The organism is Cytobacillus dafuensis, assembly GCF_007995155.1.
GTDB lineage: Bacteria > Bacillota > Bacilli > Bacillales > Cytobacillaceae > Cytobacillus > Cytobacillus dafuensis.
This window is the reverse complement of the sequence record NZ_CP042593.1, coordinates 1,294,000-1,316,335: the sequence shown is the minus strand read 5'-3', so window position 1 is coordinate 1,316,335 and position 22,336 is coordinate 1,294,000. Positions and strand designations below refer to the sequence as shown.

Below are 22,336 nucleotides of genomic sequence, written 5' to 3'. Positions count from 1 at the left end.
GACTAGTAAGATGAATAATTCCCTAGTTAGCATTCAAATTATCCCGAAAACAAAAAATGGAGAAGATGTCATTCCATATGTGGATGAAGCGATTAAAATTATTGAAGAATCAGGTGTCAATTATGAAGTTCATCCATTAGAAACAACAATGGAAGGGGAGCTTTCAGAGCTATTTGACATTATAAAAAAAATGAATGAACGTATGATTGAAATCGGCAGCAAAAACGTGATTTCTCAAGTGAAAGTTTTATATCAGCCATCAGGCATAGCCATGAATCAGTTAACGGAGAAGTATCGCTAATGAAGAAGAATCGATTTAAGGGATGGAGATCGGTTTTCGTTCTCCTTCTCTTCTTTTTTATTTGGGAGCTTGCCGTTAAAATAGCCGATATTCCAGAATGGCTGCTTCCTGCTCCTTCAACCATTATGACCGAAGCAATTACAGGCTTTCCAAGCTTTTCAGAACATTTGCTTTCAACGATAAAACTTGGGGTTACTGGGTTTACGATCGGTGTTGGGATTGGGCTTTTCGTTGCTATTCTGCTCTATCTCCTTCCGTTTGTACGTGAAGTTGTATATCCGCTTCTTATTCTTTCACAAAATATTCCCGTCATCGTTCTAGCCCCATTATTAGTCATCTGGTTTGGTTTTGGGATGTTGCCAAAAATCATTGTCATTACACTTGTTTGTTTTTTCCCCGTTACGGTTGCAGCACTTGATGGGTTTAAACAAACATCTCCTGACTTAAAGCATTACATGAAAATGGCTGGAGCGACGAAGAGCCAATTGTTTTGGAAGCTGGAACTTCCACATGCTCTCCCATCCATTTTTTCAGGAATAAAAATCTCTGCCACTTACAGTATTATGGGTGCTGTAATTTCCGAATGGCTTGGGGCTAAATCAGGCATCGGTGTGTACATGACTTTAGCTTCGTCCTCATTCCGAACAGATCGTGTCTTTGTTGCCATCTTTGCAATCATGGCGTTAAGCCTATTATTCTTTGCGGCAATTGTTTTGATTGAACGACTTCTTATCCGCTGGCAGTCAAAAGGAGTAGACTAAAATGAGTGTCTTAACGATACAAGATATTTCGAAAAAATTTGCAGATGTAGATGTCATTAAGCATCTAAATTTACAAGTGAATGAAGGTGAATTTGTTTCCATTCTTGGTCCTTCAGGCAGTGGAAAAAGTACGCTCTTTTCACTAATTGGCGGCATTCTTGCTCCTGATGAAGGGACGATTATACTGCAAGGTGAAAAAATTAATAGCAAAACAGGTGCAGTCAGCTACATGCCACAGTCCCCTAGTTTATTTCCGTGGAGAACAGTCTTACAAAACGTTCTTCTTGGTCAAGAATTAAAAGGAACAAAGGATACAAGTAAAGCATTAGAAATGATTGAGAAAGCCGGGTTAGCTGAATATACCCATTCTTATCCTAATGAGCTCTCTGGCGGCATGAAACAGCGGGTATCCTTTATTCGCGCTTTACTTAGCCCGCAGCCCATCATCTTACTTGATGAGCCGTTTTCAGCGTTAGATGAACTCACAAAACTGGACATGCAAAAATGGCTATTGTCTATCTGGGAAAACAATCGTCGAACGGTTTTATTTGTCACCCATAATCTTGAGGAAGCTTTGTTTTTATCCGATCGGATTGTGATTCTCTCCAACAAGCCTGCAACAATTGCAGCTGAATTTGTCATTCCTTTTCCTAGACCGCGTAAAGAAGAGCTCTTATTAGAGGACGACTTTTTACAATGGAAACGTAAAATCTATTACGAACTAAAATCATTCATGGAGCAATCATCATGAAAAAAATCATTGATGCCCATATTCATCTTGATAAATACGAAAAACAAGATTTAAGCAATATTATTGAAGGTGACCCATCTATAGAAGCACTTATTGCCGTATCTTTTGACTTGAAATCATGTCAAGCTACGCAGGAAATTGCTTCATGCTATCAACAGGTATATCCTGCTTATGGCTATCACCCAGAGCAGCAGCTTCCTCATGAAAAAGAACTTGTCGAGCTTATCAATTGGATGGACCGTCATCAAGACGAAATGATTGCAGTAGGTGAAGTGGGACTCCCCTATTATTTACGTCAAGAACAGGATCTGGAACGAGCTCCTTATCTTGAATTGTTAGAAGAAATGACCGTCAAGTCGAAAATATGGCAAAAACCGCTTGTACTTCACGCTGTTTACGAAGACGCGAAAATGGTTTGTGACCTTCTTGAAAAGCACTCTATTTCAAAAGCACATTTCCATTGGTTTAAGGGAGATGAGCATACGATTGACCGGATGATTCAGAATGGTTACTTCATATCCATCACTCCTGATGTACTCTATGAAAATGAAATTAAGGAGCTTGTCAAAAAGTATCCACTCGAGCAAATCATGGTTGAAACAGACGGCCCTTGGCCATTCGAAGGTCCTTTTACAGGTAGTCAAACCCACCCATATATGATGCATAAATCACTTGTGGAAATTGCTAGATTAAAGCGTGTACCGATTACAGACATTTATCCTCTTGTCCGAAAAAATACAATTGATTTTTATAATCTAAAAGAAAAAGACAAAAAGTGAAAGAGCGAACTGTGAATAGTCACCGTTCGCTCTTTAAAAAGGTATCTGACCTCTAGCGCATTTAGGAACACCTTCTCCTAAACTGTCATTTTCCAACTTGATAATGCCAGCCATTTTTCCTGCTCCTTGTAATCAGGCATTATTTTTCCAACGAGGCGCCAGAAGGATCGATCGTGATTTAGATGCACCATATGGCACATTTCATGTACGACTACGTAGTCTATTACTTTTTGTGGTGCCATTGCCAGCTTCCAATTGAAGGTTAGCTGCAGTTTTGAGTCACAGGTTCCCCACGTTGTTTTACTATCAGAAATACGGATAGAACGAGGTTTCACAGTAAAATTTTTTTGATAGGAGGAGATACTCTTCGTAACTATAGCTTTACACTGCTGATAATAAAATCTTTTTAAAGCTTGTTGTATCTTTTCATCCTCATGCTGCTTCACATAAATATGTAACTGATCTCCTTCAAACAAAACCGTGATATTAAGATCATGATAGATCTGTATAGGATATGCATTTCCTAAATAAAGAAAGCTCTCACTATGATCATAAACCCTCTCCTTTGGGCCAAGCAGTCTATCCTTCATTTCTTTAGTCTTTTGCAGAATCAAATCCCATTTTTCTTCTATTATTTGAACCACTTTTTCATCGGGTGTCCCTTTCGGTGCCTGAACTTCAATATTTCCATAGTGATCGATATTAATGCCTATGGATGTCCGATTTTTGTATTTTATTTCAAAACGAATTGTCTCACCTAAGTAGGTATGTATCATATCATCACCTGTAGTTAAGAATTTCTTGGCATATTTCTCAGTGATCTTTATTAAAGCCACCTTTTCTGTAGTAACTTCTGATGAAACTAGAGTATATTATACTCTAATTTTCTCAAACTTCCATTTAAAAAAGGCACCTAACCCCCAATGTGTTTCCGAATTAGGGGACAGGTGCCTTAGCCAAAAAGATTACTTTTCTCCATTAAGAATGAGATCCATTCTTTGAAGCTTCTCCTGAATGTCTGGGTGAATTTGATTCTCTTCTTCTATAATCAAATCGTCACTATCATTTTCTTTAAACACATCATTGATATTCCTTAACTGATTCATTTGCCCTTCTGTTGGCGTATTTTTAAACATTTGGTTTAGCCATTCAATAGTGCTTCCTAAAGAAACACTAAGCTGCGGATTCAATTCTCTAGTAGTTTCAAACAATCTCTGGGCGTTCCAAAGGTTAAAAAGGATTGGGTCAAAGATCGCAGCACGATCCTGAATGTCCTGTAGATCGTTCTCACTAGCTTCCAAGGCTTTCACAGCTTTCTCTGTAAAAGCCTGTTCCATTAATTCATAAGCATCCTTGAAAAAAGCATAGGAAGCAGGCGGATTATAATGATCATTTATATTTTCTTTTTTATACAAGGTTTCTTTAACAAATCCCTTTGCATTTTGATCGTATACAAATTTGTAAATGGATTTGTCAGAATGCTGCATCTTAAGCATCACAATTCCGGGCTTTTCATCAAAGGTTGTCGTACTAAAATCGATTGACCCCAATTGAACATACTCATCAAAAAGAGGATAGGTTTTCTCACCGTCTTTTACTACTAACAACCATGTCTGCCCATCGTCCCAAGCAAACACACCATTTTCCCCTTTACCAGCGTTCACATATAATTCAATTATTTCATCCTCTCCATCTTGATCGATATCAAGTTTTGTTTGCTTATATAGGGATTGCGGATATTTCTCAATATCTTTTGCGGGAATAACAGAGTTATCGTTGTTCGTCGTTTCCTCAAGGGTTTTCTTTTGTTCCTCCACTGTATTTTTTAGTGCATCATTTTCAGATGAAAGCTGCTCAATTTGCTTTTTTAATTCAGTTATTTCTTTCGTCGGGTCTGCATTTGTTTGATTGGTGCAGCTAGCAAGGATTCCGGCGGCTAATAAAAATACTACACCAGGTAAAAACCTTTTCACTTTCTGTTCCCCCTTTACATTAAAAATAATACCTTTCACCTTATTAATTGGACGAAAATAAAGGAAAGAAGTGTCAAGAATTTCAAATAATCGTCCATAATAGATTTCTGTATATTTTTAATGTTAACATAATTTGATCAAGAATCATGAATGACAGGTAAAAAAGTTTAGCTACTCATTACCAATCACTTTACTTACCTATTGCTCTTACACTAATCAATATGCATAAAAATTAGTGTCTATCTAAAGATATCACTATCAGCAACTCATTTTTTTAAATACCGTTATTCATAAAAAAACTGCATCCCAATTGGGATACAGTTCAATCACAAATTCTTTATGCAATTTTCTTAATATCGATTTTTTTTCCTTCTTTACGCCACTCTTTATATTCAGCTGCTGCTGTGAAAAGTACGTCTGTGGATGAGTTAAGTGCTGTTTCAAAAGAGTCTTGTAGAACACCAATGATAAAGCCTACTCCAACTACCTGCATAGCAACATCAGCTGGGATTCCAAATAAGCTGCACGCTAGAGGAATCAGTAATAAGGATCCACCAGCAACCCCAGAAGCACCACAAGCACATACAGCTGACAATACGCTAAGAATGATAGCTGTAGGAAGATCGACTTGAATCCCAAGAGTATTAACCGCAGCAAGGGTCAAGACAGAAATAGTAACCGCTGCACCACCCATGTTGATGGTTGCCCCTAAGGGAATAGATACGGAATAACTATCCTTATTCAAACCAAGTTCTTTACATAATCTCATATTTACAGGAATATTTGCAGCAGAGCTGCGTGTAAAGAACGCTGTAATACCGCTTTCCTTTATGCACTTAAACACAAGTGGGAATGGGTTTTGTCTAATATACATATACACAATGATTGGATTGACAACCAGCGCCACGAAGAGCATACAACCAATTAATACGATAAGTAATTTCCCATAGCTTAGTAAGGCATCCAATCCATTAGTCGTAATAGACTCAAATACTAGACCCATAATTCCTAATGGTGCAAGCTTAATTACCCATGTAACCATTTTGGAAATCGCATCAGAAAAATTAGAAATCATCGTTTTTGTCGAATCAGCAGCATTTCTTAAAGCCAAACCAAGGAGAATCGCCCAAGCTAAAATACCGATATAGTTCCCATTAAAAATGGCCTTCACTGGGTTATCTACAATATTCATCAGCAATGTTTTAAGAACCTCCACAACACCGCTAGGAGGCGTCACACCCTCAGCACCCTTTACAAGAGTTAAACTTACAGGGAAAATAAAGCTAACAATAACGGCAATCAATCCAGCTAAAAAAGTTCCTAAAAGATAAAGTATGATAACGGATTTCATATTCGTTTTTTGACCACTCTTGTGCTGAGCGATGGCCGACATTACCAAAAACAGTACGAGTACTGGTGCAATTGCTTTCAATGCACCTACAAATAAAGAGCCAAAAATGACAATCGGTTTTGCTGTTTCTGGGATCGCTAAAGCCAGGGCAATACCAATAATCAAACCTACGATTATCTGTTTTACTAGGCTTATTTGGTTCCACTTTTTCAGTAAGCTTTTCATAGATGTTCCTCCCTAGTTAAAATTGCGATATTGATCATATCGAGTTGTTTATTTCTAATAGAGTTAAGTAACTTTTAGAAATTAGTACATAGATGACTTTTAATTGATATACACTAGCTTGATTCCTAAGGGTCTATCCAAAAATTCATCTAATCGTGTTCGTTCAATTACTATAGTTTTCTTGATCATTCATATCTTCAATTGATGGACACTTCCTTAAAATTCCACCCTATAAAGACATTTGTCTTTCATGAATAGTATTATACTGACTATTTTTATATATTACAATATTATTATTTTAATTAAAATTATTCATAATTAATTTAATATTCAATTAAATAGTAAGTTTCCTCTAGTACCCTAGCAATTTCTTAGTTTGAAAAAACTATTAATATAATAGTTTTTAGTCTCAAAATTTCGTTGTTTTTCCTAATACAAAATATACCGATGATTATTAGAGAACTGATCTCAGATCATTTGTTTCCTGGTTTCTGTGACTAGAGAAAAGATAATGAACGATTTCACCTGCTGCAAGGTCTAATAAGTAGCAGGGTGAAGGAGGCAATGCTGTGGTTGAAATAGATATTGTAAAAAAGCAATGAAAAGGGATGAGCACGCTCTTTTACAAGTGCTAGAAGCATATGAAGATGCAATGTATCGGACCGCGTTTGCTTATTTAAAAAATGAGCATGATGCGATTGAAGCCATTCAAGAAACGACTTACAGATGCTATAAAAAAATTCATACGCTTAAAGAGCCACGTTATGTCGGAACATGGCTCGTTCGAATATTGCTCAATGTGTGCCACGATATGCATAAAAGAAAAAGGCGTATTGAGCTGCGGGAAACGTTGGAGGTTGAAGGACAGTACTATGATTCTCCCAAGCTAGAGATTGTTGAAGCGATTTCGCAATTGCCTCATGAACAGCAGCAATTAATTTATTTAAAATATTTTCAGGATATGAAAAATATTGAGATTGCGAGCGCGCAAAATATTCCTGAAGGAACCGTTAAATCTAGGCTGCACACAGCACTTCGGAAGCTGCGCCATTATTTTAGCGAGAGGAGGGAATTTTAAATGAATGAGAAAGAATACACCACTTTAAAAGATGAGCTTAATTCGATTCCTGTTCCGAAAGAAGCACTCTCCTATGCGAGGACAAACGGGCTAAAGAAAGGACAAAGTGAAAGACGTAATCGCAAAAGATGGACAGGAACGTTTGCAGTTACAGCCGCTCTTATCCTACTCTTTATTACAACAATCCGCGTATCCCCTGCTTTTGCTCAGGCAGTTGCGAAAATACCAGGCTTTGCTCCACTCGTTGAAATGATTGCTTATGATAAAGGGGTGGAGGATATTTTAAAAAATGATTATTATGAAGGGCTTATTATATCGGAAACAAAAAATAATTTAACGTTTACATTACTCGGCATTATTGCGGATGAATCAGGCATGATTATTAACTACGAGCTTGATGCCCCATTCGAGATTCATGACCTTGACACGAAAGGCGTTGAGATTAGACAAAATAATAAAGATCTAGAAGCTGGATTAACATATAGTTGGCCTGATAAAGAGCCGACAAATCATATAGAAGAGATCATAGAGGTAACCTCTAATGAAAATATCAACTACACAAATCCAAATTTCGAATTATCCATTTCCTTTAAAGACGAGCATGAGACAACCTTCAACATTCCTTTTACTTTGCAAAAGAAAATCGCAGAAAGTAAATATTACAAATTGGATCAAACGGTAGAAATCGATGAGCAAAAATTTACGGTAAAATCGCTAAGGATTTCTCCGCTTCGCGCAAAGCTTGATATCGCCATCGATCCTGCAAACACCATGCAAATTTTGCAAATGAAAAGCATGCGTTTATTGGATGAGAAAGGCGAAGTATGGGGTACGATTACAAACGGATTTACAGGCTTTGGAGGTATGCGAGATCCAGAAGCATCACTATTCTTTCAAAGCAACTATTTTAGAGAACCAAAAAGCTTGACGTTGCAAATCAATTATATTCAGGCATTGCCAAAAGGAAAGGATTATATCGAAGTTGATTTTCTAAAGAAGAAAGTTCTCTATATTCCCGACAATGTAGATGTAAATATTAACATTGATAGTTATGATACAATTCGTGCTAACTATAAGACGGAAGAAGAAAATCATTTCTATCAAATGTTTTTCCAAGCGGTCGATGCAAAAGGAGAGGCTGTTGATTCTAATGGTTTTAGCCATAGCAATAGAGATGGGATGGCAGAATCAACCTACACATTTGACATAAGCAATAAAACAAATCCAATTCGGATTTATTTCAATAGCTACGAAAATTATTTAAAGGGATCTGCGACTGTGAGTATTCCCCTAGAGTAGCTCAATATCGTATAAAGTGAAACCTCAATCAGTGGGGGTTTTCCTTCATCCTCCACTGATTGTTAATCACGCTGAGCCTGATTGAATTTTCTAAGGGCTGAAGCCCAAAGAAAATTCTTATTTCACCGATCACGCTCAAAACGCCACGTCCTGTGGCTTTCGCCTGACTAGGACATCCTGTCCGTCGTCGGGCTTTTACGGGCTGTTGATCCCCCACTTATAAATTTATTCTTAACTTCTTGAAGTGGGGGTTTTACAGCCCGTTAATCTGCGATAAAGCTTGCAAATCAATATAGTAAAAAGAGGATAGATGAAGCAATCGCTCTCCCTATCCTCTTTCTTTATGAAACGCTTCTCTGTTATTTGGATTCATTTAGACTGATGCCTCGTATCTGACAATGTCTTTCCGACGATAGACACTGAGAAAAATCCCGACAATAAGCGAATTTAGCATTGTTGGCATTAATCCATAGCTAATAAATGGCAGCGGCATTGCCGTCATTGGCAATAAACCGATTGTCATCGCAATATTGAAAATAAATTGAACTGAAAAAATGGCTGCCCCACCAACAATAAGCGTTTTTCCAAAGGGATCCTTGATTTTTTCTATACTAACAATCATACGGGCGAGTAATAATGCTAATATCAGTACAAGTATGCCCGCTAAAACCCAACCGTAATGATAAGTAAAATTAACAAACACAAAATCCGTATGTGACTCTGGTAAAAAATCAATCTTATTAGAGTTTCTGTTTCCAAACAACCCAGCATTCTGCATTAACTCTTTCACCTGCAAATACATATAGCCCATACCTTGAGGATCTTGATCTGGATTTACGAAAGCTGCAATCCTGCTTAGCCAGTACTCCTTAGTAGAAACGAACGGCACAACGCCTAGTAAGCAAACAAATGTAAATAAACCGATCACTGGTCCGGCTGCCTTTCTTAGCCTCCACACAACCATCGAAAAAACCATAATCACATAAATAAGCAAAAAAGTAGATGAACCTAAAAATTGTAGGAAGAAAAAAGTTACAGTAAATGCCAATCCAACTTTCCAGACATTCACTTTTTTATTATTTAATAAAATTGCCCAAAAAAGATAAAGAAACGGCAATGCCATTGAGCTTTCAATCGTAAGTGAACCGATATCAAGCTTAGGACCCCAATGCATATATGAAGTTGGTACAAAAACTAATAATAGAAAAATAAAGATTGCAAGTCCAAAGAAAACCCATTGAAAGTTTCGCAGCTTCCGATAATCTAAGAACATAATGCCTGTTACTATACTCATTCCTAATAGGATAATAATCACTTTATTGACAAGATAATAGCTGCCAGTATAAATACCACCATTCATTATCGATGGAATTGTTAGCATTGGGAGATAGCTCAAGCCAAATGTCACGATCAGAAGAGTGAGCATCATCCAATCAATTCGCGGACGGTGAAGCAGGTTTAGCTCGATTCCTAATTTCGTGGGATTTCCCATCTGGACAGTCGCTTTCTCGTCCGCTTCCTCTTCAGTTAATCCGTCTTTTATTAAGGTGCACTTCGTCTCTTGTAAATGATGCCTTAACTCGGCTTCGATATTCTCCTTTGCTTCCTTTGATTTAATTTGTTTCAGTACTTCTGTTATGTAGGATTGCTCCTTTTTCAGCATCATAAAATCACCAACCCTTCATCATGCTGTTTAGAGTTGCCCTTCATATTTCTTCCAACCTTCTAACAATACCTTGAATAGAGGCGGCAATTTCACATATTCATCCTCCATTGACTGCAGCAGCTTTCTCCCATTTTTATTTAACTTGTAAAGTTTAACACCAGACTCATCCCAGCGAGTATGTAAGTAGTTTTTTCGTTCTAATTGATGGATTAACGTGTACAAAAAGCCTTCATTATTTTCAAAGCTTTTTATTCCTCTCACTCGTAAAAGCTGAGCTAACTCATAACCCGATTTCTCATGAACGAATAACTGTAAAACAGCAGATAGGATTTCTTCATCCCTTTCTTCATTGTCGATTTTTTTCAGAACTTGTTTTTCATGTGCCTCAGTGAAGCTAAGACTGTGAAAAGTATTATTTTTCATTGCTTGACGTAATCGTTTTAAACGCTCTTCCATCGCTTTATTCCTCCAAACTTTCTTTCAGAAGTGCTTTCGCTTTCCGCAATCGAGTCTTAACCGTATTTTCCTTCACTTCTAAAATCGCAGAAATTTCCTTAATCACAAGTTCTTCGTAATAATAAAGAAGAATCACTTCACGATATTTTATTGGCAATTTCATCACAGCGAAAGCTAGCATCTCATCTTCGTCCTTCTGAATGACTGACTGCTCGACCGTTTCTTTTTTCACTGAGTCTGCCACAGAAAAATCATCAGTGGAAATCACACTTCGGTTGTACCAGCTTTTCAAAAAATCCTTGCAATGATTAATAGCAATTCTCCATAGCCATGTTTTCAACTGTGCTTGCCCTTTAAAAGTATGTAACGAACGATAGCATTTAATAAAAATCTCTTGTGTCAAATCTTCAGCAATCGCTTTATTTTCAACATATGAATAGACGAGCTGCAAGACTTCTTGACCATAACGATTCATAATTTCCTGAATCGTTTCTTCTGGCTTCTCGGCTGCAATCCATTCAACCGTTAATTCATCCACATCCGTTCCTCCCCTCTACTAATTTAGACGACGCTAATTAGAAAAGGTTTGCATTTATTGGGAATTTCCTACTTACACGATCAAAACGGGCAAAGGTTAGCAAGCTGGATTTGTTGCAGAAGTATTTTTGTTTTCGGTATGTTATGTAACGGGGACAATAGTAAGTTTTTGCTGTGACATATGAAAAGCACCTCCTAAATTGATACGTTGATAATACCAGGAGGTGCTGCTCTATTTATATGCGTTGTTTGAATACGGGCTAATTGTTCCACTTTGAACAGCCTTGTTTACTCATCAAAAAAAAAGAATATTAGTCTCTATACTAAAATGACAATTCACTTTTTATGATACACAAATTAGCTTCCTTATACCATTTTTTAACGTATTGTTCCTATGCTCTTAATTTCTGTGTTTACATGGATGTTTATTTTTGCTTTTTCTAAAGTTTCCCCCCATTGATCCTGAACTTTTTTCCATTCTGGATAGGTGTAGGCTCTGGCATACAGACCGAGCCCTAATGGGTCAATTTGAGCCTTTTGGATTTTACGGATCAACTGGCTGAATTCTTTCTTAAGCTCTTTAGAAATGCTTTTTTCAAGCTGGGCAGACTCTTTTTCTAAATCAATTGCGAAAAGTTGTTCTGTGATCGCAATTTTTATTTTTACATCTATATCATATATAAACCGCCCATTATAGACCACCTTTTTCTTCACCTTCATATTTGGTATTGTGAAACTCATATACGGTTTACTAGTTTGCATGGATTTTAAAGAAACAGGTACCAGAATGGAATAATCCTTTTTTTTCTTTCCTTCTAAAATGGTTAACAATTGATTTTCATCTAGTGATATCGATAATTTATTATTGCCTGATTGTGAAAGTAGTGCAGATCCGGTTATTTCAATTCTTTTATCCTTTTTTATTTCGGGGATCCAAGGAGTTCTCCCTTTATCCTTTATTTGTCTGCGGAAATCCTGAAGGTTCGTTCTTTTCACAAGATTCCTCTTGGCAGTAGTATCGATTAAATTCGTAAGATACAACGGAAGGCGGGGTTTATCGTTAGGTTTGGCAAAAATAACATCGGATACGGCCCCGTCTACGGCTACGATTCGGGCGCTTGCTGTATTTTTGGGATCTCTAAAAAAAGGATCGATATAGTTAAACCAATCTTTCGATTCAAGAAGGCGTTTTCCCAATAAAAAAATTTGCGTTTTACTTCCTACGGTTAAGCCCATTACTCTGGAATCAAATTTTTCTCGGGATTGCCGGAGAGAAAATGTTTTAACTTCATACACTTCCTCCTTTTCTTTTGCCTCCTTATTAAATACAGGGCTTGACATATACACTAACAATTGGTCATTTTCATCCAAATCGAGACCTAATATTAAGGAAACGCTCAAATCCTCGATTGGTGCTGCATCACACCCGGATATTACCATGATAAGAATGACAAGGCATAAAATTATTTTTCTGCTCATGAGAATTTCCTCCGTATGTATTTCTCATAAATCGAAGTGTAGATCCATAATAGTAGAGGAAAGATAAAAGCTACCCCTATTCCAGTATATGAAATCCATTTTTGCCACGTTTTAAATTGAAGCCATGTGGGATGGATAAAAAATGTGGCCCCAATAAATAACCCTAACAAAACCGGAACATGTCCACTGTGATCCTGTTTTTTCATTAATTGACTCGAACAATAGACCGCACAATACATGTACATAATCCAGGCTCTTGAGGCAATAAGCAGCAAAACATTCAATATGATCAGATCAATTCGCTCAAGAAAATGAAATTCAATCACTTTAAGCAAATTTAGGACAGGCTGATTAAAATCAGCAATATCATCGGGAGAAAAAAACACGAAACAGCATAAAGTGACGATAAGATAGAATAGCATCACAAAGGTGTTTGCAACCACAATCCCCCGAACAGCATATTGTTTTTTTTGTAAAAAGGGATAAAAGAAAAAGGTAAGCTCAAATCCAAAAAAAGAATAAATGGCCGGCAATTCAGCGGCAGCAATCGACTTCCAGCCAACTTTAAACAAAGGAAGTAAATGCAATAAACTGCCATCCTTTAGTGGCAGCAAAAAAAGAAGCGGAAACCACATCGTAAGATAAAAAACCAATTCCGCATATCGACCAATAATGCGAAGACCATTCCTGACAACTAATAATGTCGGGATTGAAAAGATAAGCACAATAATATAGTCAGGAGTATTGGGAAGAAACCACCCATTAATATAAAGCAACGTGTTGATCATAATCAGCCAACTAAAGCAGATGCAGTATAGCAAAAAAATAAGAATGATTGCTTTTCCTAGTATTTTGCCAAATAGTCGAATTAGAATATCATAAATCGTCTCATTCGGATACTTTTCGGCCGTTTTCACCAAAAAAATACTGGACACAATGCTAAAAAGCCAGCCAATGATGATTGCCATCCATCCATCTGATCCGGCCTTTTGTGCAAGAACACTGGGAAGGCTTAGAAAGCCTGCCCCTATTTGTGTCCCTATTATTAAACAAACATATTGAAAAGTAGTGATTTCATTATAGGTGTACTTTTTCATATTTTCCCCTTACCTTCAGTTTCCTCCCTGACGATTATCTTGTTTGGTCCTTATACTTTTAGGCCGTTTCACCATCTTCCATAGTGGATAACGAATAAATGAGTCCTTCATATCAGCAAATCGGAAGGGAGCTATTGGACTGAAATAGGGAGTACCTAAAGATTCAAGACAAATTAAATGGGCCATCAATGTCATAAAACTGATCATGATTCCGGTTAGTCCAAACAAAGAAGCCATCAGCATCATTGGAAATCGCAGCATTCGAATCGCTGTCCCCATGTCATAACTCGGAATTATGAAAGAAGCAATTGCCGTTATAGCAACGACTATCACCATAATATTACTTACAATTCCTGCCTGAACCGCTGCTTGCCCAATGACAATCCCTCCCACAATACCCACCGTCTGACCCATTGGGGCCGGAAGACGTATACCTGCTTCTCTCATCATTTCAATCGTGACCTCCATCATCAATGCTTCCATGACGGGTGGAAAAGGTACTTTTGCCCGTGTTTCTGCAATAGAAATAAATAGCTTTAAGGGAATGACTTCATAATTATAGGAGATGACTGCTACATAGGTTGCAGGCAGAAACAATGTAATAAAAAAAGCCAAAAAACGCATCAGCCGTATTAATGATGCAGCGATCCAGCGAGTACTGTAATCATCGACACTCTGAAGAAAAGAAGTTAATGTCCCAGGTGCAATTAAAACGGATGGTGAACGATCGACAATTACAGCAAATCGGCCTTGAAGAATTTGCGAAGCCGCAGCGTCCGGTCTTTCGGTTAAAATAAACTGGGGAAACGGGGAATAGGGATTATCTTCAATAAATTCAGAGAGTTCCCCTGTATTGACAATCACATCCATTTGAATTTGTTTGATTCTGTCTTCCAGTTCCTGAAGCAATTCTCCGCTTGCGATATCTTCCAGGTACACAATAAAGGCCTTTGACTTTCCGCGAACGCCGAGTGTAACCTCCTTGAAGGCCAATTCCCGATTCGGAATATACCTTCGTAGCATCGCAATATTCTGACCTGCAGTCTCAACGAATCCCTGGTGTGCCCCTTTCAATGATGTTTCAAGCTGTGGATCTTCAATTGCTCTTTGAGGCCATCCCTTTGTATTCAAAAGATATACTTTTTTTTCACCTTGAATAAATAAGGCACTTTCACCTATAAAAAGGGCATTTTCAACTGCATTCCATGATTGTGCACTTTTGACATCCCCTACAGAAATGGGTAATTCCCTATTCGGATCGAAAGAGACTTGCATCAAGGAACTCAAAACGTTATTACATATTGAATTTTTATCCGTTAACGTATCTAAAAATACTAAAGCTGCCTTGGTTCCATTGCCAGCGAATTCGAAGCGTCGAATGACCAAATCCGGTGCCTGGGGAAACAACTGCTGAAGCTTTTGTATATTCATTGATAAATCTGAATATAAAGGTTGACCATCTACTAAACCATGCTTTACTTGATTATCATATTGGTTTGTTTGCCGGTATTTTGAGTAATGTTTATTTTTCAAAAAACGGAGAAAAAAAATAAGAAACCGCCCCTTTCTCCCTTATTAACCATATTATCCCTCGTATAAGCAGAATTATTCTAAGGTTTTTCTATTCTTTACATCTGCATTTTGAGTATTTTAGGCGGAAAACACGGGGATGGTTCATTTACTTCCTTTGAAGCATGTATGGCTTCTCGATTACCTTTATTTTATATTCCTCAGTTAATTCTAACACCATAAATAAAGGTGCCAGACCCCCACAGTATTAAAGAATTACTGCATTGGGGCCTAACACCTTATTTAAAAGTATTCACTACTTATTTTCACCTGGAAACAAAACCGCAATAATAACGATATTATTATCAAAATCTTAATAACAATTCTTGAAATTCCTTTATATTTTCCAAATTCCTCAGTATACACCTTTCTTAAACGGGTTCTTCAATAAATCTTCGGTTTCCAAGACAAGTTGGGAAATAAAATCAAACGTTTCCTCTGGCGTAAATCTAATACTGGTACCTCGGATTTGACAATGTCTTTCCGGAGATAGACATTGAGAAAAATCCCGACAATAAGCGAATTTAGCATTGTCGGCATTAATCCATACGATTTCAGCTAGTACTATTACCCTCAATTTGCTGCAATTTCATACTTTGCTTCCTTTTTCTTTAACCACGGCTTAGATAACCAGCGTCTTAGTGCAAAGATTCCACGAATCCATTCATCAAACCCTTGAGCTAGCCATATTCCAAGTAACCCTAATCCAAGGACAATCCCGAAAAGGTAGCTAAATACGACTGCTACTCCCCACATGCAAATAATGCCGATAACAACAGGGAAACGAACATCGCCGACAGATTTTAAAGACCCCATCAGAACAATATTCATAGCACGGCCAGGTTCAATAAATACTATTGCCCATAGAACAGGGAGTCCAATCGAAATAATGCTAGATTCGTCTGTAAACACCGCTAATACAGGTTCGCCAGTAAGGGCAATCGCAAGCGACACCGCTAACGTAACAACCATCGAAATTTTTAATGTCTTTAGTCCTCGTTTTAAGGTTCTATCATAGTCCTTCGCTCCAATATAACGCGCAATCAGCAGCTGAGTCCCTTGAGCAATCGCCAGTGTGAATAAATAGCAGAGCATGGAAATATTGATAATATACACACGAGCCGCCAATGCATCGTCCCCGATCGTGGCAACAAAGCTTGTGATCACAATTTGCGAAAGCTGATAGGAAAGGTTTTCTCCAGCTGACGGAATCCCGATGTGAAAGATTTCCTTTATATCTGTTTTATGAATGGAAAAAATATCTTTTATAGAAAACTTTAAATCTAATATTTTATAAACAAAGTAAAGAAGAGCCAGAATGAGAAAAATCCTCGCGATAATGATAGAATACGAAACTCCCACAACCCCTGTTACTGGCAGGCCAAACCAGCCTTTAATCGCAATAAAGTAACCCGTAACACTAATAATATTCATCATAACCGTCATAATCATGGCTTCTTTTGTATGACCATAGCTGCGCAAAACAGCACTTAATGCAAGGGAAATGGCTTCAAGTACGAGCGAGAAACCTGTAATCGTTAGAAATGTATGAGCATAGTCATAAATCTCCCCACTTAGCCCATAGAAGCGTAAAAATACATCACCAAACAATACAACAACGACAGTCATCGCGACGCCAACCCATAAATTTATCCCAAAAGCAGAGCGTGCAAGCTGGCGTGCCCGTTTCAATTGGTTCGCACCTAAATTTTGACCAATTAATATCATTGCCCCAATGACGGTGACATTAAAAATTAAGATAAAGATATTAATAATCTGATTAGCTACCCCAACACCCGCAACGGCCTTATCAGAATATCCACTCAAAATTAATGTCGCAATAATCCCAACACTCATATGCAGGGAAATTTCAATAAAAAGCGGCCATGTAATACTAAACAATGATTGATTTTGATACTTGTTATTTTCGCTTGGCACTAGTCAACCCTTCTTTGCTAAGAACATATGGAATTTAGTTTACCTAAAATTTGAATAAAAGGAAATAGGGGGGACGGTTCTTATTGGGGACAATCGGAAGTTTTGTACGCAAAAAGGCACAACTAGTGGATTTTTAGCTAGTTGTGCCTTTTTCCTATCTAATGAGAAAGGTCTAATCGAAAAATTTTTGATTGCCTGAGAAGATTGAAGTCGCGATCCCTGGCATATTGGATTTCAATCTTTTTGTTCCCAACATATTTATTTCAATCCTAATTGACTGAGGATACTATCCAATGAAGCCCCTTTGTGGGTTTTCTTTGCATTTGGTGCATTTTCTACCGTAGGATTACTTGCTCCATAGTTTTTAATAATGTAATACATATCCTTTTTATCAACCGTTTTATCGAAGTTTAAATCTGAAGCTGCATGATTGGTGCCCCAATTTTTTTGCAGCTCGATGGCATCCAGCACATCGATGACGTTATCTTTATTCACATCACCAGCCAGTGCACGGTCTAATGAATCACGCATGAATTTTCCAATCAATTCACCACGAATGTTATCAGATAAATAATCCATCGTTCTATACATTGTAAAATGGCCAGGAACATCTACCTTAATCGTATATGGGTTTGGATCTACCTTAATGCCATCCAGCGTATATTCTCCGCCTTTTGTAAATTCTGGCGCTTCCATTACCGTTTTGCCATCATACGAAGATAAGGTTACCTTTGTTCCAAGTGTGCGGTGGTCAATGGTTGGAATCGATTGCCCTGTAACAGGATCTTTTGCTCCTTCCACGTTTACAGCACCGACTAATTTGGAAACTTTTGCCTTGACATCAAAAAGTTCGTTAAACGTATAAATATTTTTCGTTTCTACATTGGATTGGTCAAAGAAGGATGCATTTTCCGCATAGTATTGTGACATAGACGTATAACCTTTTTCTAACGACCTCATATCGAAATTAAATAATTTTAAATCCTCAGGTAATTCATTATTACCTGAATACGTAAACGTAAAAGTGTAGGCAGTCTGATAGCTATAGGCTGTTGGTGATGTCGTAACCGTCACTTCTGCATCACCATATTGTTTTACCGCGTCATCGACAGTTACGTTTTCGATTGTCGCTTGGGTATTAATGATTTGCAGCGTCATTTTCGCTGATTTCAAATTCTTCATATTATTGGAACGTACGGAATAGTTGACCGTCTCTCCCGCCGTAATCGCTTCTTTATTAGCCTTCAAATAATAATATGGTGTTGTATTTTTCGTAAAGGCGATCCTTTTTTCTGAAGTGCCATTTTTTGCAGCATCCAACCCAATAAAGCTAACTGGCAGTACCTTGTATTGACTTCTTACTAAAATTTGATCAACATATTCACCATTTTTATCTGTCTTAATCGGAATGCTAGGGTAACCATTGTAAAAAGGCATTACTGAATACTTCGATGGGTCTACAGGGATACCATAGCTGTTCGTTTCTTCCATTTCAGTATCTTCTACATGTACATTAAAGTCATACAAAAATTGTCCCTGTGAATCTAATTGACTATCACTATATTCAATGACCTTTTGATCTAATGAATCAAAGCTGGTCGTTACATTTGGTATTCCAAATTCGTTCACAACATCTTGTGATGCTATGAAGGTATCTCCATTCTCATTAGTCCCAACAAGTTTGACGACATAATGACCAGGTTTTAATACTTTCCAATCATTGCTGACAGGATTTTTCTTATCACCTGTAAATGGATAGTAATAATTACTGATTAATCTAGGAATCTTGTAGAGTGCATTTTCATCCATAACAATAGTATTAAATGATCCTACCACTCCTAAATCTTTACCTGTCTTTGGATCGTGAATGACCACATCCAATGTTTTCATATGTGATTTGATTGCTATTTCAGCATCCAAAAATGGATAATAAGTCAATGAAACTGTTTTGTTCGTTGAATAAATTGGGTTAGCTATCTTAAATGTTTCTATTCCTTCATTAACTACACGACCGCCAAATGGAATTTGGTATTGTTCAGTTGGATTATCATTGTTCGTAAAAACAATAAATCCTTCATACGTTCCTCTTTCAGCTGTTTTTGGAATGTCTAAATCAAATTTGATATCTCTGACACTATTACCCTTAACTTTTACTGTGGTTGGACCTTCTAATGTCACATTGTTTTTAGCCGCATCTTTTGATCCTCTTAATCCCGTTTGGAATTTTACATCTACGCTGAATGTTTTATTTTGATTTGTAAGACTTTTTACTGTAATGTGTCGGGAATCAGTAATATCTTTACCTGTATAACCAAATGTTCCAAAACTGATTCCACCCGTTAAATTATCGATTAATTTCTGTTTTCCACTAAGGTTCATAGGTGTTTTATCCTTCACTACAAACTCCACACTAGAGTGAATCGCTTCATACGCATCCACTCTGCCGCTTCCTGCTTCAAAAACACTATAGTCCTTTGATAGTGGGTCAGCAGTATTCATTAGAATGGACTTGATGTCGGCTGGTTGAAGGTCCTCATTTGCTTGAAGCAATAAGGCGGATATACCTGCAGCATAAGGTGTTGCCATTGATGTTCCTGATAAACGTTCATATGCATATTGATAATCTTCCGGGTTCGACCCATCTGCCGTTTTATTATTCATATAAAATGGAACTGTAGATAATATGGAAACGCCTGGTGCCGTTATTTCAGGTTTTATTTCATAATTTACGCGGGAAGGACCTCTTGAACTAAAACCAGCAAGCTCATCTTCGGCCGTTCTTACCTTTGTATAGTCACCAAAAGTGAAATCAGTTTTACCTGCTTTAATATCTTCTAAAATTACTTCTCCATCTGCATTGGAAACTGAAAATGCTGGAATAGCATCTACCGATTCGCCTAAAAATGCCTGAATCTCGCCCTCTGCGCTGTTTGCTTCATCATTATACATAATGACGCCAACCGCACCACGAGCTTTTGCGTTTTTGATTTTATCTATTAATCCAATTGAACCACGCTTAATGAAAGCAATATTTCCAGTTACATCCTTACCATTAAAATCAGCTGGGTTACCTAACCCGACGTCAACAAGGCTATAGGTTTTTCCTTTTAACTGTGTTAAATCATCACTATAGTTTCTTGCCAACTGTCTTAACGAATAACTCTTTCCATCTTGAGCACCTGCATATTGATAAATATCAAATGCAACAGATGACGCACCAACTGTTAGCGCTAACGATGCTGCACCTGGTGAACCAAGTGTAAACATCTTGTCACCAGTATTCCCTGCAGCTATGACAGCGGTGACTCCATTAATAACAGCATTGTTAACAGCAATAGAAGTTGGGTAGTTTGGGTCATTAATCGAGGCACCCAAAGACAAATTGATGACATCCATACCGTCTTTCACAGCGCGATCTATACCTGCCATTACCGCTTCACTTGAACCACTGCCGTATGGTCCAAGTACACGATAACCATAAACATCTGCCTCAGGTGCAGCCCCTGTCATTTTATACTCACTATCTGCTGCTCCACGGCCCACAATGATCCCTGAAACATGCGTACCATGTTCTGTATAGTATGCACGGCCACTATTTAATTCTGGCTTACCAGACTTTTTCCAATCTTCGTATGTTGTTTCCATTGGATCGCTATCATTATCAACAAAATCAAATCCGCCTTTATATGCATCCTTTAAGTCAGGATGGTTATAATCGATTCCTGTATCGATAACTCCGACCTTGATTCCCTTACCAGTGAAACCTTCAGCATGTAAACGATCTAGTCCATCATATGGTGTATAATTCGTAACACTGATTTGATCTGATTGATCATTTACCTCATCTTGATCAGGAGGATCAATCGTAAATGTTTCGTTGCTCCAAACCGCTTTAACAGCATTTAATTTTAATAGATTTTCAATTTGGTTAGCAGGCAGACTAATGGAAACACCATTAAATGCATGTTTAAAAGAACGATGAATTTTGACATCTGACTTTTTATTTTTTTCGTCCGTTAATTGTTGAACATCTTGACTAAACGTTTCATGATCCTGGTCAACAAGTTTTAATGCTTCCGTTTCAGATAATTGATTCCCTTCTGCGCGTGCCACAATTTGAGCAACCTTTGCAGGCTTATTCTTAAATTCAACTATGACAGTTGTTTCATTTGAAGAGGTTAAATCAACATCGGAAGAAATTTGTAACCCCGTTTCTTCATTCGTTGAGATTTGCTTAAGTGCTGCTCTTTGTTCTGGTGTTAAGCTGGCAAGCACCTCCTCCGCCTTCGAAAAACTTGTCGCTTTTGATACAAGTGGTACTTGACCAATAGAACCTAAAATAAAACTAGCTGATAAAGCCGCTACAGTTAAGCTTTTGGCAATTCTACTTTTATTTGCTTTTTTCCCCATTTTTAGTCCTCCATGTTTCTATATATTACATCTGTAAGTGTTAATGAAGTACGAAAATATGATTCTAAAAGGATACTTGTATTTTTAGCCTTCATCCCTATCGTTTGCTTCTATTAAAATTACTTATGTACTTATTATTATTGAAAATATTTCGTTTATTGTAAATTGGGGGAATTTTTATCTGAACGTATATTCATAAACTCACCTTTCTTTTCAGTGGTTATGTAGTAGATTATCTTTTAATAGGAAAACGTGTAGAATTTGCTCGAAAATACTTTTGTTTTGTCGTATTTTCTGTTTTTTTATAATAAAAATTTGTCTAAAAGTTGGGGTAATATCGTAAAAATCCATTTAATTTTGTGGTTAAGTAAACAAAAAAGGAACCAATAAAATTGGCTCCCCCTTCTTATAGGATTATTTTAAACCTAATTGATTTATAACATCATCCAATGTTACGCCTTTATAGGAAGTCTTTGCTTTAGGTGCATCTGAAACAGAAGGATTTTGTATTCCATAGTTTTTAATGATATAATCCATGTCCTTTTTATCCACAACACCGTCGAAGTTCAAATCCGATCCTGATTTATTTTTGCCCCAATTTGTTTGCATTTCGATGGCGTCTAATACCCTCTTTAATAAAAAAAACCGGGAAGTTGAATTCTCCCC

At 37.4% G+C, this 22,336-nt stretch carries 18 protein-coding genes; 6 read left to right on the top strand and 12 right to left on the bottom strand.

Annotated elements, in window-relative coordinates:
- Nucleotides 1-10 precede the first annotated feature (10 nt).
- From FSZ17_RS06310 to FSZ17_RS06295, 4 genes are read left to right on the top strand one after another with little or no spacing between them, the layout of a single operon-like run.
- The gene (locus tag FSZ17_RS06310; RefSeq protein WP_057775040.1) at nucleotides 11-301 is read left to right on the top strand and encodes an MTH1187 family thiamine-binding protein; all 291 of its coding nucleotides are present in this window, start codon (nucleotides 11-13) and stop codon (nucleotides 299-301) included.
- Nucleotides 301-1,062 (top strand): ABC transporter permease, encoded by a 762-nt coding sequence (locus tag FSZ17_RS06305; RefSeq protein ID WP_057775044.1) that lies wholly within the window; start codon nucleotides 301-303, stop codon nucleotides 1,060-1,062. The genes FSZ17_RS06310 and FSZ17_RS06305 overlap by 1 nt, the downstream gene beginning before the upstream one ends.
- A gap of 1 nt (nucleotide 1,063) precedes the next feature.
- Nucleotides 1,064-1,813 carry an ABC transporter ATP-binding protein gene (locus FSZ17_RS06300; protein WP_057775047.1) on the top strand — a complete coding sequence of 250 codons (750 nt, stop codon included), beginning with the start codon at nucleotides 1,064-1,066 and terminating at the stop codon, nucleotides 1,811-1,813.
- Nucleotides 1,810-2,592: a TatD family hydrolase gene (locus FSZ17_RS06295; protein ID WP_057775050.1), complete on the top strand. Its 783-nt coding sequence runs from the start codon at nucleotides 1,810-1,812 to the stop codon at nucleotides 2,590-2,592. Before FSZ17_RS06300 ends, FSZ17_RS06295 begins: the two co-directional genes overlap by 4 nt.
- A gap of 77 nt (nucleotides 2,593-2,669) precedes the next feature.
- Here the strand turns inward: FSZ17_RS06295 and FSZ17_RS06290 are convergent, their stop codons facing one another.
- From FSZ17_RS06290 to sstT, 3 genes are all read right to left on the bottom strand, one after another.
- On the bottom strand, nucleotides 2,670-3,368 hold the full coding sequence (locus FSZ17_RS06290; RefSeq protein WP_057775052.1) for a M48 family metallopeptidase: 699 nt from the start codon (nucleotides 3,366-3,368) through the stop codon (nucleotides 2,670-2,672).
- Nucleotides 3,369-3,557: 189 nt separating this feature from the next.
- A complete protein-coding gene (locus FSZ17_RS06285; protein ID WP_057775054.1) occupies nucleotides 3,558-4,565 on the bottom strand; it encodes a hypothetical protein in 1,008 nt (335 codons plus the stop codon).
- Between the two features lie 337 nt (nucleotides 4,566-4,902).
- A complete protein-coding gene (sstT, locus tag FSZ17_RS06280) occupies nucleotides 4,903-6,141 on the bottom strand; it encodes a serine/threonine transporter SstT (RefSeq protein WP_057775057.1) in 1,239 nt (412 codons plus the stop codon).
- A 598-nt stretch (nucleotides 6,142-6,739) separates the two neighbouring features.
- Between sstT and FSZ17_RS06275 the strand changes: the two genes are divergently transcribed.
- Entirely contained in the window at nucleotides 6,740-7,219 is a 480-nt protein-coding gene (locus tag FSZ17_RS06275) for a sigma-70 family RNA polymerase sigma factor (RefSeq protein ID WP_057775059.1), read from the top strand.
- Nucleotides 7,220-8,518, top strand: coding sequence for a DUF4179 domain-containing protein (locus tag FSZ17_RS06270; RefSeq protein ID WP_057775063.1), 1,299 nt, complete (start codon nucleotides 7,220-7,222; stop codon nucleotides 8,516-8,518).
- A gap of 373 nt (nucleotides 8,519-8,891) precedes the next feature.
- Here the strand turns inward: FSZ17_RS06270 and FSZ17_RS06265 are convergent, their stop codons facing one another.
- The 9 genes from FSZ17_RS06265 to FSZ17_RS06220 all read right to left on the bottom strand — a co-directional run bounded on the left by FSZ17_RS06265 (nucleotide 8,892) and on the right by FSZ17_RS06220 (nucleotide 22,279).
- On the bottom strand, nucleotides 8,892-10,184 hold the full coding sequence (locus FSZ17_RS06265; RefSeq protein ID WP_082625343.1) for an FtsW/RodA/SpoVE family cell cycle protein: 1,293 nt from the start codon (nucleotides 10,182-10,184) through the stop codon (nucleotides 8,892-8,894).
- Between the two features lie 27 nt (nucleotides 10,185-10,211).
- On the bottom strand, nucleotides 10,212-10,640 hold the full coding sequence (locus tag FSZ17_RS06260; RefSeq protein ID WP_057775069.1) for a PadR family transcriptional regulator: 429 nt from the start codon (nucleotides 10,638-10,640) through the stop codon (nucleotides 10,212-10,214).
- Between the two features lie 4 nt (nucleotides 10,641-10,644).
- Nucleotides 10,645-11,178 (bottom strand): sigma-70 family RNA polymerase sigma factor, encoded by a 534-nt coding sequence (locus tag FSZ17_RS06255; protein ID WP_057775072.1) that lies wholly within the window; start codon nucleotides 11,176-11,178, stop codon nucleotides 10,645-10,647.
- Between the two features lie 377 nt (nucleotides 11,179-11,555).
- Nucleotides 11,556-12,656, bottom strand: coding sequence for a Ger(x)C family spore germination protein (locus tag FSZ17_RS06250; RefSeq protein ID WP_057775075.1), 1,101 nt, complete (start codon nucleotides 12,654-12,656; stop codon nucleotides 11,556-11,558).
- Nucleotides 12,653-13,753, bottom strand: a complete 1,101-nt coding sequence (locus tag FSZ17_RS06245; protein ID WP_057775076.1) for a GerAB/ArcD/ProY family transporter — start codon at nucleotides 13,751-13,753, stop codon at nucleotides 12,653-12,655. The genes FSZ17_RS06250 and FSZ17_RS06245 overlap by 4 nt, the downstream gene beginning before the upstream one ends.
- Before the next feature lie 15 nt (nucleotides 13,754-13,768).
- Nucleotides 13,769-15,286 carry a spore germination protein gene (locus FSZ17_RS06240; protein WP_228460292.1) on the bottom strand — a complete coding sequence of 506 codons (1,518 nt, stop codon included), beginning with the start codon at nucleotides 15,284-15,286 and terminating at the stop codon, nucleotides 13,769-13,771.
- Between the two features lie 609 nt (nucleotides 15,287-15,895).
- Nucleotides 15,896-17,260: an MATE family efflux transporter gene (locus FSZ17_RS06230; protein WP_057775086.1), complete on the bottom strand. Its 1,365-nt coding sequence runs from the start codon at nucleotides 17,258-17,260 to the stop codon at nucleotides 15,896-15,898.
- A gap of 258 nt (nucleotides 17,261-17,518) precedes the next feature.
- A complete protein-coding gene (locus tag FSZ17_RS06225) occupies nucleotides 17,519-21,670 on the bottom strand; it encodes a S8 family serine peptidase (RefSeq protein ID WP_057775089.1) in 4,152 nt (1,383 codons plus the stop codon).
- A 414-nt stretch (nucleotides 21,671-22,084) separates the two neighbouring features.
- Nucleotides 22,085-22,279 carry a hypothetical protein gene (locus tag FSZ17_RS06220; RefSeq protein WP_057775093.1) on the bottom strand — a complete coding sequence of 65 codons (195 nt, stop codon included), beginning with the start codon at nucleotides 22,277-22,279 and terminating at the stop codon, nucleotides 22,085-22,087.
- Between the last annotated feature and the right edge of the window lie 57 nt (nucleotides 22,280-22,336).